At 46.0% G+C, this 14,474-nt stretch carries 9 protein-coding genes and 1 tRNA gene; 5 read left to right on the plus strand and 5 right to left on the minus strand.

What is annotated here, in order from left to right; all coding sequences use genetic code 11:
- Positions 1 to 395: 395 nt before the first annotated feature.
- Positions 396 to 1,745, minus strand: coding sequence for an ATP-binding protein (locus BJP34_RS34320; protein ID WP_070396202.1), 1,350 nt, complete (start codon positions 1,743 to 1,745; stop codon positions 396 to 398).
- Between the two features lie 264 nt (positions 1,746 to 2,009).
- Here BJP34_RS34320 and BJP34_RS34325 point away from each other — a divergent pair, with 264 nt between their 5' ends.
- Positions 2,010 to 3,245 carry an RNA-guided endonuclease InsQ/TnpB family protein gene (locus BJP34_RS34325; RefSeq protein ID WP_070396203.1) on the plus strand — a complete coding sequence of 412 codons (1,236 nt, stop codon included), beginning with the start codon at positions 2,010 to 2,012 and terminating at the stop codon, positions 3,243 to 3,245.
- A gap of 149 nt (positions 3,246 to 3,394) precedes the next feature.
- Here BJP34_RS34325 and BJP34_RS34330 read toward each other — a convergent pair whose 3' ends face one another.
- Positions 3,395 to 7,558, minus strand: coding sequence for a hypothetical protein (locus BJP34_RS34330; protein ID WP_070396204.1), 4,164 nt, complete (start codon positions 7,556 to 7,558; stop codon positions 3,395 to 3,397).
- 625 nt (positions 7,559 to 8,183) lie between these two features.
- Between BJP34_RS34330 and BJP34_RS34335 the strand changes: the two genes are divergently transcribed.
- A complete protein-coding gene (locus BJP34_RS34335; RefSeq protein WP_070396205.1) occupies positions 8,184 to 8,996 on the plus strand; it encodes a creatininase family protein in 813 nt (270 codons plus the stop codon).
- 231 nt (positions 8,997 to 9,227) lie between these two features.
- Here BJP34_RS34335 and BJP34_RS34340 read toward each other — a convergent pair.
- Positions 9,228 to 9,308, minus strand: a tRNA-Leu gene (locus BJP34_RS34340).
- Positions 9,309 to 9,593: 285 nt separating this feature from the next.
- On the opposite strand from BJP34_RS34340, the gene accC reads away from it, so the two are divergent.
- Complete coding sequence (accC, locus tag BJP34_RS34345; protein ID WP_070396206.1) at positions 9,594 to 10,940, plus strand: acetyl-CoA carboxylase biotin carboxylase subunit; 1,347 nt, start codon at positions 9,594 to 9,596, stop codon at positions 10,938 to 10,940.
- 379 nt (positions 10,941 to 11,319) lie between these two features.
- On the opposite strand, the gene BJP34_RS34350 is transcribed toward accC, so the two are convergent.
- Positions 11,320 to 11,604 (minus strand): YggT family protein, encoded by a 285-nt coding sequence (locus tag BJP34_RS34350; protein WP_070396207.1) that lies wholly within the window; start codon positions 11,602 to 11,604, stop codon positions 11,320 to 11,322.
- A 371-nt stretch (positions 11,605 to 11,975) separates the two neighbouring features.
- On the opposite strand from BJP34_RS34350, the gene psbX reads away from it, so the two are divergent.
- Both psbX and BJP34_RS34355 read left to right on the plus strand, forming a co-directional pair.
- On the plus strand, positions 11,976 to 12,095 hold the full coding sequence (gene psbX, locus BJP34_RS38155; RefSeq protein ID WP_083305494.1) for a photosystem II reaction center X protein: 120 nt from the start codon (positions 11,976 to 11,978) through the stop codon (positions 12,093 to 12,095).
- A gap of 195 nt (positions 12,096 to 12,290) precedes the next feature.
- Positions 12,291 to 13,259: a Ycf66 family protein gene (locus tag BJP34_RS34355; RefSeq protein ID WP_070396208.1), complete on the plus strand. Its 969-nt coding sequence runs from the start codon at positions 12,291 to 12,293 to the stop codon at positions 13,257 to 13,259.
- A gap of 171 nt (positions 13,260 to 13,430) precedes the next feature.
- Here BJP34_RS34355 and BJP34_RS34360 read toward each other — a convergent pair whose 3' ends face one another.
- The gene (locus BJP34_RS34360) at positions 13,431 to 14,438 is read right to left on the minus strand and encodes an iron-containing redox enzyme family protein (RefSeq protein ID WP_070396209.1); all 1,008 of its coding nucleotides are present in this window, start codon (positions 14,436 to 14,438) and stop codon (positions 13,431 to 13,433) included.
- Positions 14,439 to 14,474 lie beyond the last annotated feature (36 nt).

The following is a 14,474-nucleotide window of genomic DNA, read 5'->3' on the forward strand; positions in this document are numbered from 1 at the left end:
TTAGCAATGTACTATGTTAGTACAGTAATAATTATGGCAAGAACAAAGCCTGCATCGGATCAGGTTCTGAGTATCCACCTTCCAGAGAAAGACTTAAAATACTCCGAGGCTCACTGTATCCCACATGCCGCAGGTTGGTCAGACTGAGATCTGGCACCATTGTGATTAATCTTCGGGTGGGCAGTGCCTAGCAACGCGCTTTGCAAGCATATGAATCTGTCTGGTGCACTGCCCACCCTACATGAACTTGTTGATGATCTATGAGGTGGTGCGTTACGGGGCGGGCTATCCTAACACTGGCTACGAGGTGGAAAATTAGGGCGAGCCCTCCCCTAACGCACCCTACGCCTACTGCCTATTCCCTGTTCCCTGTTCCCTGTTCCCGATTCCCTCCCCTACAACTTGCCCGTTTCTACCAGAATCGGATTAACTGTAAACCAAGACCCTTGAGTGTCATAGTATTCATACACAAATAGACTACGAACCAGGACTCGATAATGGTCGTCACCACTTACTTCTTGGCTCTGATGCACCTGACGCAATAATTTCCACTCCTCTTCATCAATCGCTAATCGGATTTTATTGCAGCGACTACGAATAACCTGGTCTAACCCTGCCCGGGATAGGGGTAACTTGCCCTCCACCATAATCCAATCCCGAACCATTCCCAGTAACTCCCGCACATGACCACCACTGATAGAACAGAGTCTGTCCAGGGTTTCCCGTGCATCAAACACTTCCGCAATCCCCTGCAACCGTTGCGCTGGTGCTAGCTTAGGGAAAGCTCTAGCCATTACCATCGCTCTGAGCTGCGCCATTCCTTCCTGACACTCCTTACCATTCCGTTGCGTCACTGGCACCATGGGCAACACCTTCGGCTCAACCCCGAAACGATTGGTAAGCCGAACAATATCATTACAGAATCGCAGCCCTAGGGGCATGGTATAAATTACATGACAGTTGAGTTGGCGCAACTGTTCTCCCCGGTCTACAAATAAATATTCCGGTTGTGGTCTCCCCCAAGACTTCGGCACAATTTCCACCCGGTCAAGGTTATCCACGATCACCACTAGTCCCCGTTTTCCCTGGTGTTGGAGTTGAGCGATCGCAGGCTCAATCAACTCGGTATTAATCACATCAATAATGGTTTTGGTACGAGGTTCGATATAATCCCGCAACCGATTACGCAAGGTTGGGCTATTTTTGGCTCTGGTCGTAATCTTGGCAATCCCTGCCGATAGCGAATACTCTCCCTGTTTTTCCTTGACCCCAAACTCACCAACCTTGGGAATCTTAACCTCAACCCCAGTTACATCCGAACCCAACAATGTGGTAATTTCCTGTAGGAAATCTCTAAAGCTTTGTAGCGGTAACTTAACCTGGCTAGCTTCCAAACTTTCACTGACCTGGCGAGCAATAACCAATAAAATATCCCCCACATCCACATCATTCATCTCCAAGTCCTGATCCGACTCGAAGTAAACCACATGAAAGTTTTCTTTTACCAACTCAGCCTTGAGTCGAGATAATTCCGTAGACTTCCCACAACCAATATGTCCCGTAAATAATTGACAGGTGGGCTGGTCTTCCGAGAATAGAGTAATTTGCGCTTTCAGTTGCTCAATCAGTGCTCCCCCTCGGACAGAAGAAAAATCGATATAGAGCTTCTGGTCTTCTTTCTGGGTGAGATCAAGGGTTTTGCTTGGATTAGTCGCTTTGTAAAACTCGGTGAAATTTAGAGTCATCCGGTGTGGGGTGTGGGGTGTGGGGTGTGGGGTGTGGGGTGTGGGATTATCAAGGGTTCAAGACTATATAACTATCGTAGTAATGGTGGGAGTTCTAATTCATTTTTGGGTACACTAATAGGTTATTTTTGTCTATCTTAAATGGAGCAAGAGGACTCCCGTTATACCCGCAGGCTTAGCGGGAGGTGAATTGCGGCCAAAACCTTGGTATAAAAAAATATAACTGAGTAGAATGTCCGAATAGAATTATGTTATCATTTAGATATGATAACACTTACCTACGAATATAATTTAATCCCCTCCCAACAACAGATTGCCGTCATTGAAGATATGCTGACGGTTTGTAGAAAGGTATGGAATTATGCCTTAAGGGAACGAAAAGACTGGTACAAAAGTAGGAAGTGTGCAGTTAACTATTGTTCATTACAACAGGAATATATAATCCCAACAGATGCGCCATACCCCAACTACAGATTACAAGCTGCCAATCTAACTAAAGCAAAAAAGACCAATCCTGAACTTAAAAGAACAAATGCTCAAGTCTTACAACAAATCTTAAAGACTTTAGAACGAGCATTTAACAACATGAAAGAACAAGGATATGGTTTGCCTAGATTTAAAAATAAATACCGAATGCGGTCTTTTGTATTTCCTCAGTTTAAAACCAATCCATTTGTTAATGATTGGATTAAACTGCCTCAGATTGGATGGGTCAAGATGCGATTGTCACGACCAATCCCAGAAGGATTTCAACTTAAACAAGTTAGGATAGTTAGACGATCTAGTGGTTATTTTGCCATGCTGTCTTTGCAAAGCGAAGTCAGCGTTCCTGATACACCAGCATGGGGTCATCCACTGGGGGTTGATGTTGGGTTAGATAAGTTTTTAGCAACTTCTGATAATGAATTAATAGAGCGCCCTAGATTTTTAAGCGAGCTGCACGGTAAGCTGAAATTGCTACAACGCAGATTGAAGCTAAAGAAAAAAGGGTCGGCAAATAGACATAAACTTAATCATAAAATTGCAATACTTCATCAAAAAATCTCAGATACTCGAAAAGATTTTCACTTCAAGTTAGCACATCATCTGTGTGACCAGGCTGGAATGATATTTGTTGAGGACTTAGATTTTAGAACTTGGGCAAAAGGAATGTTAAGTAAACATACCCTTGATGCAGGTTTTGGTCAGTTCTTTAATATCCTGGCTTGGGTTTGTTGGAAACGAGGGGTATATTTTGGTAAGGTTGACTACAGATTTACCAGTCAAATTTGTCCAAGTTGTGGTACACATACAGGCAAAAAGGATTTGTCTGAACGTATCCACTTTTGTCCCGAATGCCAACACGAAATTAACAGAGATATTGCAGCCGCAAAAGTGATTTGTCAACGTGGTATCACTGCGGTCGGGCAGATCGTAGAAAAAATTGACTGTGTAGGCGGGCTGTCGGGGGTTGGTTACAACCTAGATAAGTGCTTGAGAAGCAGTAAACCCAAATTGTGAGGTTTGGGAATCCCTCGTTATAATCTCTGATTTAACGAGGGAGGATGTCAAAGTAATCCATTGCACTAAGGGTACGCTAATTTAGGCAAGTGCGATCGCATGAGCCTCTGAGGCTCGTTCACGAGCCTCTGAACCTCGTGAACGAACCTCTAAGCCTCCTTATCAGCCAATGTAATCTCACAAAACGCCTTCAGTTCCGGATTGACAGAGCTATTCCTGAAATAACTACTTAGCCAAGCACAACCCCTAGCTAAGAGTCCATCTAGGGTGTCCACCGGCCACAGCTTGATGGTATCCCCGTCTATGGTAGCCAGTTGCGTCCCATCTGGGTTGAAAACCATGGGATTCCCCTTGAATTGAGCAATTTCACGACCCCTTAAATCCCACAGGCGCACGGTACGGTCATCTCCAGCGCTAGCGAGCAGCTGACCATCCCGGCTAAATGCCACCTGGCTAACCTTACCCTGATGCCCCTGAAATTCCTGGACTTGCCCAGTGTTGACATCCCACAACCTCACCATTCCGTAATCTCCAGCGCTAGCGAGCAGCTGACCATCCCGGCTAAATGCCACCTGGCTAACCTTACCCTGATGCTCTTGCAATGCTTGGACTTGCCCAGTGTTGACATCCCACAACCTCACCATTCCGTAATCTCCAGCGCTAGCGAGCAGCTGACCATCCCGGCTAAATTCCAATTGCCAAACCAAACCTTCATGCCCCTTCAATTCCTGGACTTGCCCAGTATTGAGGACCCACAATCTTACGATTCTGTCCTCTCCAGCGCTAGCGAGCAGCTGACCATCCTGGCTAAATTCCACCTGCTTAACCCAACCCCGATGCCCCTTCAATTCTTGGACTTGCCTAGTTTTTAAATCCCACAATCTCACCATTCCGTCCTCTCCAGCGCTAGCGAGCAGCTGACCATCCCGGCTCCATTCCACCTGGTCAACCCAACCCTGATGCCCCTTCAATTCTTGGACTTGTCCAGTGTTGACATCCCACAACCTCACCATTCCGTCAACTCCAGCAGTAGCGAGCAGCTGACCATCCCGGCTAAATTCCACCTGCTTAACCCAACCCTGATGCCCCTTCAATGCTTGGACTTGTCCAGTGTTGACATCCCACAACCTCACCATTCCGTCAACTCCAGCGCTAGCGAGCAGCTGATCATCCTGGCTAAATTGCATCTGCCAAACCAAACCTTTATGCCCTTTCAATTCTTGGACTTGCCCAGTGTTGACATCCCACAACCTCACGATTCCATCCTTTCCAGCGCTAGCCAGCAGCTGACCATCCCCGCTAAATTTCATCTGGTAAACTTTACCCTGATGCTGCCCAAGTCTAGGCTCCTGAATGTGGTCAATAATCATTTGTAAAGCGAGTATTGGAGTAGCAGCAGGATAGTCTTTCAAGGGAGTATTTTTGGTGACCATTGCTTTCAATGCTTTCCCGGTCTCCATAGCTGCTAGTAAGGCATCAAACGGGCTAGAGTTAAATTGATGAAGATGTGTAACTCCTGCTCGTTCTAGTTTTAGTCCTTCTTGCTGCCCTTGCTCTAAAATCCTATTTTCTTCTTCAACCTTTACCAAATATGTTTTTATATCACTCTCATATCTATTATCAATTGGGTCTACTAAATAATCATGAACCAACTGATAGCAGTATTCTGTTACTCCTTGACTCTTAAACACTAAACCAGAGCCCACTAAAATTTCTAAAATCAGGGTGAGCTGCTCTGGGGGTAAGCTTAACCCAGTAGCTAATTCAGTCTCATTTTTTAAGGGTCTCAGCTGCTTATCATCGGTCAATAGAGACAACAATTTCCAGGTAGTTTCTCGGTGCTGTGGTCCACAATCGGTAACCACAGCCTCCAGATAACGATCTACTAGTTTGGCCTTATCGCCCCATTGTTGATACCTCTCCAAGGTCACAATTCCCTCGGTTTCTAATTGGGCTCCCACTATCTGCAACTCAATCGGACGCACTTCTCCCGTTTCTGCTGCTAAATCCGCCACCAATTGATCAATTAGCTGTGGTTCTAAGGAAAAATTACTCTGCTCCGTTAACCGTTGAATCACCGCTTTTGCCTGGGGCTGATCAAAATTACCTAAGTAATAGAGAACATTCTTGCTGAGAATATCATTATTGACGACATCTAAACTAATCAGACGGTCATTACACTCTAGTAAATAAGAGATATAATCTGAGCGCAATGCTAGAATAACTTGCACTGCGTCAAGGGTTAGACAGTCCTTTAAAAATTGATAAAAAACTCGTCGTTGCTGTGGCTTATGATACTCAAATAAAAATTCTTCAAACTGGTCGAAAATTATAACTGTCAGTCGATTATTGTCACCATTGTGTCGCAGCTGTTCAATAATTTTGCCCAGAATTTCTTCTCTCTCTCCCTTCTTTTGCCACTCTCCCCCCTTCTCTGTTCCAATTATCCTTTGATTTAACCTATCCTCCCACTGGGGATAAACGCTGAGCAACACCGGCTCTACATCCCGACCTGCAATAGGGTCTTGCTGTAATCTAGGAATTAAACCTTCCTCAAGTAGAAAACTTTTTCCCACGCCGGAGGAGCCACAAATTACTGTTAGTTTGTGGTCTTTGCGAGCAATACGCTCAACTAAGTCATTAATCGCTTGCTCTCGACCAGAGGCGGCAATTTGATCAGCCACAATTCGCTGTTTTTCTTCTGGCGTTGCCTGAGTATCCCTGATTAGTTGCTTGAGGGAGAATCGACTAGTGCCCACAAATGCCCGAAACCGGAACTGATACTCGATTAATTGCTGGTATGCCTTAACAGAGAAGGCTCTTTGATAATCCCCTTGGTCAAGGTAGAGCTGTCGCAATTCTTTGAGAATTTGAATATATAGGTAGGGATTAACCTTAGGATTAGTTTGCTCTTTGGCAAGCTCAAGATGGGCAATCCCGTCCTGGGGTTGACCGAGATGCTTATAGGCTCTGCCTAGGGAAAAGCGATACCAACGTTGATGAAGTTCCCACGCCCACTCCAATTGCTCCCGAGTCAGGTCACCAGGGAATTCAACAGAATCCTGGGCATCGATAAGGATATCCAGTGCTTTAGTGGCCAAGTCCTTGACCTGATGCCATTGGGAGCGAGCGATGGCGACTTCTGCCGCTAGAAAGCCGTAATCATGGGCAAGCCAGACCGGGTTAGGATATTTTTGATGGAGGCTTAAAGCTTTTTTCCCTAACTGCTCCAACTCATCCCATCGCCCTAGTCTTTGTAGAATTTCCCCTAAGGGATTGATAAACTTAGCGACTAAGTCTGGACGCTTCGCTTCCTCAAACAAATAATGCGATCGCAAAAAATAGTCTCTAGCCCGTAGGCAATGTTGCTTATCCTGATTCCGGTCTTGATCAGCATAGCTACGGTACAATTGCCCCATATGGAACAGAACACATCCGGCTCGGATTAGATGTTCGGTTACCCGAGAGCGAGAAAAGGGCGAAGATAGCACGAGATCTTCCCATAGCTTTAAACTTCGTTGATAATGCTCCTCGGACTGGTTGAGACCATCGGGAATTACTCGACCTAGGATAAATTCCAGACTCGCTTCTAAATCTGGCGCTAATGCTACCTGTCGATGTTGTAAGTCAAGCCTTGCCCGGCCTAAGTCAGCCAGCTGCTGGTTACTGAGATTCTTTCCATGGTCAAGACCCCCAGGGGCTCCAGCGGCTAAAACTTGAGTAAACCCAAGATCAGTAACCTGTTGGATAAATTTAATTACCTCAGCGGTAGAGATTTGAAACTCCAGGGGTGAAGCGGTTACCCAACTGGCCAAATCCCTGGCAGAGCGCAGGAATTGGGAATAGACTCGATCATCTACCCAAAATAGGATGGGGACATTGAACTGTTTCCGAAACTCCTCCCGGACTCCATTGGCTAATTTGAGCAGTTGCTCAAGGTCTTTGACCACCTCAAAGCCATAAACCATAATCCCTTGGGGCTGTTTTTGTCCCAGTTGGGTTTGAATCGAGGTATATATAGTCCTGTAGAGCTGGGTGATATCGGGAGTTAGCCCAATCGGGAAAATCTCTACCGAACAAACCTCTGCCAGCTGTTGAATCAAGTGGTCTCGCCACTGCGTATAATTACAATGGGCAAAGAATAAAGAAAATTCCTCGACAGTGGCTGCCATTTCAATTACCCAAGCCAGCTGCTCCAATAGCTGTTGGTTATAAGCTTGTTGGTTATGAGCTTGTTGGTTATGAGCTTGTTGGTTATGAGCTTGTTGGTTATGAGCTTGTTGATGATTATCCTGTGGGTGACTATTAGTCATGGAGTTATCGCAATGGGTGCTCAACTGTTTTCAAATTCAAGGGACGAAGCGATGCAGCACCGACCTGAGGGGGTTTCCCCCAACACCGGGCTGCATCGCTTTCCTAAATTGATACCAACCACCATCACTGATAGATAAGCGCGAGACTAATGATTCTTAACTAAGTTCAAGACCCTTAAATCTAGCCTTCGGGAACCCTTCCCGAACATAGACCACAAGGTCGTGATGATCGGATTACGTAACGCGCCAGTCTATTGAAAAGATCCCAAGTCCCTTTAAGCTTTAGCTTTGAGATTCCTTTTTTGTCAGTGAACTGAATCCAATGCACGATCCTTGGATAGCTTCCACCCACTGCTCTTATATCTGACGGAGCGGGAGTTTTTCTTAAAGGGTGGGAAACCCTTCTTCTCTGGGACTGATTTTTTGCCACCTATGCTTTAAACTCTAGGGTGGTCATCAATCTTACCTCCTTTTTTTATTAAACAGCTCTGAGTATATTAATTCAGGAAAAAGCAGGGATAAAAATAGACGGGGAATAAATCCGCGCTTTCAAAGTTTTTCATCCCAGCTCGCGCATAGGCTGGGTTTTCAAACTTCACTCGTTTTTAGATAAATCATTTATCCAATGCATAATTTCATTCCTCCAGAACGGTTTTTCCCTTATCTGACCTGGACTGATATCGAACAGATGCCAGACAAAGAAAATGTTGTGATTATTCAGCCGGTCGCTTCCATTGAGCAGCATGGCCCCCATTTACCGCTGATTGTAGATGCGGCGATTGGGGTGGGAGTCTTGGGCAAAGCCTTAGGCTGCTTAGACCCAGAAATCCCAGCTTATGCCTTACCTCCCCTTTATTACGGCAAATCCAATGAGCATTGGCATTTTCCTGGCACCATTACCCTTAGTGCTCAAACCTTGCTAGCGGTGCTGATGGAAATGGCCGATAGTATCTATCGGTGTGGGTTTCGGAAGTTAGTACTGATGAATTCCCATGGTGGACAACCCCAAGTGATGGAAATTGCCGCACGGGATATTCACCAGAAGCACGAAGATTTTATGGTATTCCCCTTGTTTACCTGGGGCGTGCCTAACATGGCCAAGGAATTAGCCACCCAGAAAGAATTAGAATTAGGGATTCATGGGGGGGATTTAGAAACTAGTCTCATGCTCTGTCTACTCCCCGGTCAAGTGAAAATGGATCGGGCAGTAAAGGAATATCCCCAGGGATTGCCCGAGGATAGTCTATTGAGTATGGAAGGGAAATTGCCCTTTGCTTGGCTGACCAAGGGGTTGACTCAGAGTGGAGTACTCGGGGATGCTACAGCAGCAACTGAGGAAAAAGGCGATCGCTTATTAGCCTCTCTTTGTGATGGTTGGGTCAACGTGATTCGCGATATCTATCGGTTTCAGCAGCCTGATGTGACGAAGAGGCAATAGGGGATAGGCAAGAGGCAAGAGGCAAGAGGCAAGAGGCAAAAGGCAAAAGGCAAGAGGCAAGGGTGCGCCCTTGTTCCATAGTGCTGCATCGCTTTACGTCAATTCTTGTCCACTGTTCCCTGTTCCCTGTTCCCGACAACTGCCGGGAAGTCTAATGTTTTCGTCTATTTTTGTTCTGCCCTGAGCCGAAGCTCTCTGTTGCGAAGTTGCTCACAACTTTAGGCTGATCAATGCGGATGGCGAGACTCGAACTCGCATGGCTTTCGCCACACGCCCCTCAAGCGTGCGTGTCTACCATTCCACCACATCCGCTAATAACTCATTTAGTAGGATACCATACAACAGGACGAAGCTGCAAAGCCTAGATCATAAAATTTCTATCAAAATCGCTGTCAAACTTAAATTGACGGGTAAACCCAATTTAGGCATGATAGCACTAGGCATTAGGGATTAACACCAAACAAAACCCTTGATAGTTTATAAACGATGTTGCTCCCCACACTTCCCACCCTCCCCACACTCCCCAAACTCCCTGTCTTTCCCCATCAATCCTAGTTTTAAATCTCAACTAAAAACTCTATATAGCCAAGCTACTCTATGAAATTTTCAAAGATCTTAATTGCCAATCGTGGGGAAATTGCCTTACGGATTATCCGAACCTGTGAGGAGATGGGGATTCCCACCGTTGCCGTTCACTCGACCATTGACCAACATGCTCTTAATGTCCAACTGGCAGATGAAGCGGTTTGTATCGGGGATCCCCCCAGCAGCAAAAGTTATTTAAATATACCTAATATTATTGCTGCAGCCCTCACTCGCAACGCCACTGCCATTCATCCAGGCTATGGTTTCTTATCAGAAAATGCCCGTTTTGCTGAAATTTGTGCTGATCATCAGATTTCTTTCATCGGTCCTACTCCAGAAGCGATCCGGGCCATGGGAGATAAATCTACAGCCAAAGAAACCATGCAACGAGCGGGTGTGCCCACAGTGCCCGGAAGTGATGGATTAGTCAGCTCTGAGGAAGAAGCTCATGCGATCGCACGTCAAATTGGCTATCCTGTCATGATTAAAGCCACGGCTGGTGGTGGAGGAAGGGGTATGCGCCTGGTACAGGATGACAGCCAATTGATTAAACTCTTCCAAGCCGCTCAAGGGGAAGCCCAAGCTGCCTTTGGTAATGGCGGGGTATATATTGAAAAATTTATTCAACGCCCTCGCCATATCGAGATTCAAATTTTAGCTGATAGTCACGGCAACGCAATCCACTTGGGTGAGCGAGACTGCTCTATCCAACGGCGTCACCAAAAGCTACTGGAAGAAGCCCCTAGCCCAGTGCTTGACCCAGAATTGCGGGCAAAGATGGGTAATGCTGCGGTAATGGCCGCTAAGTCCATCAATTACGTCGGAGTTGGTACAGTAGAGTTTCTCTTAGATGCCTCTGGTGAGTTCTACTTTATGGAAATGAACACCCGAATTCAGGTAGAACACCCAGTCACCGAGATGATCACCGGTCTAGACTTGATCGCCGAACAAATTAAAATTGCTCAAGGGGAGAAACTAAGCCTTACCCAAGACCAAATTACTCTCAAAGGTCACGCCATCGAATGTCGGATTAATGCCGAAGACCCAGACCACGCTTTCCGTCCCCAACCAGGACGAATTAGTGCTTACCTACCACCAGGAGGACCAGGGGTGCGCATGGATTCCCATGTTTACCCCGATTACGAAATTCCCCCCTACTACGACTCTCTGATTGGGAAATTAATCGTTTGGGGTCCCACCCGTGATGCAGCCATTCAGCGCATGAAACGAGCCTTAAGGGAGTGTGCCATTACCGGAGTGACCACCACCCTGACTTTCCATCAAAAAATCCTAGAGACACCAGCCTTTCTTGAGGGTCAGGTCTATACCAATTTTGTCGAGAAGGAGATGATGACCTGAACGGCGGCTATGCTGAAGGCAGAGGGCAGAAGTAGGTAAGTATTCAGCTATCAGCATTCAGCCATCAGCTATCAGCTATCAGCATTCAGTGATCAGCCATTGGCCTATGGTCACTCTACTTGAGGTGCTTATGTGCTATGGGTTGGTAATTAGCGATAGCGCTACGCGCACGCTACGCGATCGCGTCTTGTTGTACTTCTAGCGTTTATACGCTCGGTCCCACCCTGACGTTTCACTTTCAGGGGTGGGGCTTCTCGCTGCAAAAGCTAAAACCATTGGGGCTAAGTGAATGGTTACCCATTACCCCTGTAATCTACAACCTACAACCTACAACCTACAACCTACAACCTACAACCTACAACCTGTAACCTTCAACCTTCTAGATCATCATCCTGAGGATTCCCTGCTGACCTAAAAGAATTTCCCGCAGCAGGCTGAAAATCCCTACCCAAATAATTGGGCTAATATCAACCCCACCAATGGGAGGCACAATTTTGCGCATTGGCACTAAAAAGGGTTCCGTTGGCCAAGCTACTAGATTAAATGGCAAACGATTTAGGTCTACCTGAGGATACCAGGTCAGAACAATGCGAAAGATAAACAAAAAGATCATTAGTCCGAGTAACGGACCAAGAATCCAGATAGCAATCGTAGCAGCAGTCATAGCTTATTAAATCTAATCATCACAAATGTATTGCCGGTGCCACCGTCAGCGGTCAGCGGTCAGCCGTCAGTGGTCAGCCTTTAGCTGTTCCCGTAGCGCTAATCGCTGATAACTGATAGCTGATAGCTCAATGCTTACCTGCCGCCTTAGGTGGGTAGGTGGCTTACGGGTGTCGTTGTGATTGTAGTTAATTTAATGTAAAGTTTCTCAATAATAGTATCATGTTCTTGGTTCATCCCTCACCAAGCCTCACCTCTGATCCGATAGGGGAGCGGCAGTGCCATGGGGGAGAGCAATCAAATCTAGCACTTACCCGATTGGGAAGTGTAGGAGCATCACAAACAAAGTTTACAAATTAACTAGGAGTTTTTATGACACCTTCATTAGCCAACTTTTTGTGGAGTTTACTTTGGGGTACTGCCATTGTGGTTATTCCTGCCACTGTGGCACTAATCATCTTTAGCCAGAGCGATAAGATCAAAAGATCATAACAAAATCCCTACTATCTATGCCTTCAAGGAAGTAAGGCGGAGCTTTGATAGCAGGAAATTGAGTGGGTTCACAACCCGCTCAATTTTTGTATTCAGAATCTCTCCTGATCCAGGAGTAAAATGGTTGTTCTCCAGTTACAGTAGAGTGTAAGACCAAGAACTCGCTACCATAAGACTGGCCATAGGAGAGTAGCAATGGTAAATTTTGGGTTTAATTCAGCTAGCCTTTTGGGCATATTCTTGATGCTTGCCGGAGCAGGACTCTATTTCCTGCGCTCGGTCCGTCCAGAACTAGCCAGAGACCATGATATCTTTTTCACTGTGGTCGGGGTAGTTTGTGGCTTTATTCTGGTGACTCAGGGATGGCGACTCGATCCAATTTTGCAGTTGAGTCAGCTGTTGTTGAGCGGTACAGCAATATTTTTTGGTGTGGAAAGTCTTCGGTTACGGGGCGTTGCCACTAAAAAAGCCCGGGAAGATGCTGGGTTTGAAGACCGTCAGCGACCAGTTAGCCGTAACTATTACCGGGAAGAACCACAAGAGGCTAATGTTTATGATGAATACGATGAACTAGAGCCCGTAGAAGAGCGATACTCCAACCCTCGCTTGCGGCCCACAGCAGATTCCAGGGAAAGGCGCACAGAGCGTTATGAAGTAGAAACCCGCCGTTCAAGGAGTCGAGGGAGTTTAGAGGAATCGAGGCTAGAAGAGCGATCGCGTAAACGCCGCCCTCGTTCTAATGGTCAGTTTTCAGAACGACCTAGAGAGACCTGGCAGGCTAAGTTAGATAGTGATTGGGAAGACAGACCATCTCGTAGTAGACGTTCTCGTCCTTCGGAACAATCTGTGGAACGACCTGTAGAACGATCCGTAGACACTTGGGAGGCTAAGTTAGATCGGGATCTAGACAGAGATCTAGACAGAGATCTAGACAGGGATAGAGAAGACAGACCCGTTCGCCCTAGCCGTTCTCGTCGTGAATCTATAGAAAACTATGACTCAGAAAACTATGATTCACAGATAGCCTCAAGGGAAAGAAAGCGTCGTACCACCCCAAGGGAGGAAACATCCTCTAACTACTCAGACCAAAGCGATTATGTGGATTACAAACCCATCGACCTGTCTGAAGAAGAAGATGAGCCGTTAGGACCCTTTGAGTACTAAGAAAACAAGCGCTCAGCTATCAGCTATCAGCTATCAGCTATCAGCCATTAGCTATCAGCTATCAGTTATCAGCTAAAGCCTGAGGGCTGAGGGCTGAGGGCTGACCACTGACCGCTGACCACTGAGGGCTGACCACTGACCACTGACCGCTGAGAGCTGACCGCTGACCGCTTAACCCCCTATGCTATCAAAACAGCGAGGAATTTGGTTCTGTGGATTGCCATAATAATCCAAAATTTCGTGAGTCCGTAGCACCATAGATTCCATCAGGGCAGTCATATTCTTTTTCACCACTAATTGGTCTTCTGGTGAAACATAAGCTACGTCTGCTAACAAAACCTCGGTAATGTCTTCATGGGCTCCATCGTCATTAATTTTGGCATGGAGCAAGATTGGTTGATAAAAGTCCGAAGGCAAATCTAAATCTTGACACCGCTGTTTGAATAACTCGTGGAACTCCTCACTGTGTTCTTCAAACATTAATAATGCTGCCTTGAAGCTGAGGGGATGCTGCTTAGCAAAAACAGCTAGACTTGAACAGACTGCAAACGTCATTGGTAAGGGCAGCATCCGTTGCAATTGCTGACCAGAAATTCCCACACTCTTCAAGGATTTCTCCATCAGACGGTCATGGTGCAACTCAGACCCAAAGAATTCCCGGAGGAGTTGGCGAATCTTAGGTGATTCATAATTGGCTAAAGACGGAGCCAGCAAACTCGGACAAAGATGAGTAACGTGATAGGATTCTAAACTATAACCAATCAACTGCTCTCTAGTAATCGTCCCATCTACCATCTTTACGGTGTAGGGAGACTCGGGAAAACGCATTTTCAGACGGTTTAGGAATCGGTATAACTCCCGATAGAATTGATGTCCAGTAACACCACCAGATGTCACTGATTCTTCCCGCTCTATTAGCATACCACGGCGGTCTAATTCTATTAGCAAGTCAGGAATCTGTTCTTGAATTCCTGGACACTCCTGACCCAATTCCTCTGGTGACATTCCCCCAAACTGCAACAACTGGAACAGTTTATAAGTCTCCTCTTTTTTTTCAGGTTCTACTGTAATTGAACAGCCTTGGTTTTGATAACGAATTTCTACCCTAGTGTCACTGAATTTTAAACATACTTGATTCTTAAATAGGGGCTGTTTCAATAAACTCTTAGTTAACGTCATAACTTCATTCCTAACTGAATCTAAATTGGGTGATAA

Origin of the sequence: Moorena producens PAL-8-15-08-1 (genome assembly GCF_001767235.1) — a bacterium.
Taxonomy (GTDB): Bacteria; Cyanobacteriota; Cyanobacteriia; order Cyanobacteriales; family Coleofasciculaceae; genus Moorena; species Moorena producens_A.

What these genes read in the sequence shown, in the direction of transcription:
- BJP34_RS34320 (WP_070396202.1), bottom strand. Translation starts at nt 1,745, where the DNA reads ATGACTCTAAATTTCACCGAGTTTTACAAAGCGACTAATCCAAGCAAA.
- BJP34_RS34325 (WP_070396203.1), top strand. Translation starts at nt 2,010, where the DNA reads ATGATAACACTTACCTACGAATATAATTTAATCCCCTCCCAACAACAG.
- BJP34_RS34330 (WP_070396204.1), bottom strand. Translation starts at nt 7,558, where the DNA reads ATGACTAATAGTCACCCACAGGATAATCATCAACAAGCTCATAACCAA.
- BJP34_RS34335 (WP_070396205.1), top strand. Translation starts at nt 8,184, where the DNA reads ATGCATAATTTCATTCCTCCAGAACGGTTTTTCCCTTATCTGACCTGG.
- accC (WP_070396206.1), top strand. Translation starts at nt 9,594, where the DNA reads ATGAAATTTTCAAAGATCTTAATTGCCAATCGTGGGGAAATTGCCTTA.
- BJP34_RS34350 (WP_070396207.1), bottom strand. Translation starts at nt 11,604, where the DNA reads ATGACTGCTGCTACGATTGCTATCTGGATTCTTGGTCCGTTACTCGGA.
- psbX (WP_083305494.1), top strand. Translation starts at nt 11,976, where the DNA reads ATGACACCTTCATTAGCCAACTTTTTGTGGAGTTTACTTTGGGGTACT.
- BJP34_RS34355 (WP_070396208.1), top strand. Translation starts at nt 12,291, where the DNA reads ATGGTAAATTTTGGGTTTAATTCAGCTAGCCTTTTGGGCATATTCTTG.
- BJP34_RS34360 (WP_070396209.1), bottom strand. Translation starts at nt 14,438, where the DNA reads ATGACGTTAACTAAGAGTTTATTGAAACAGCCCCTATTTAAGAATCAA.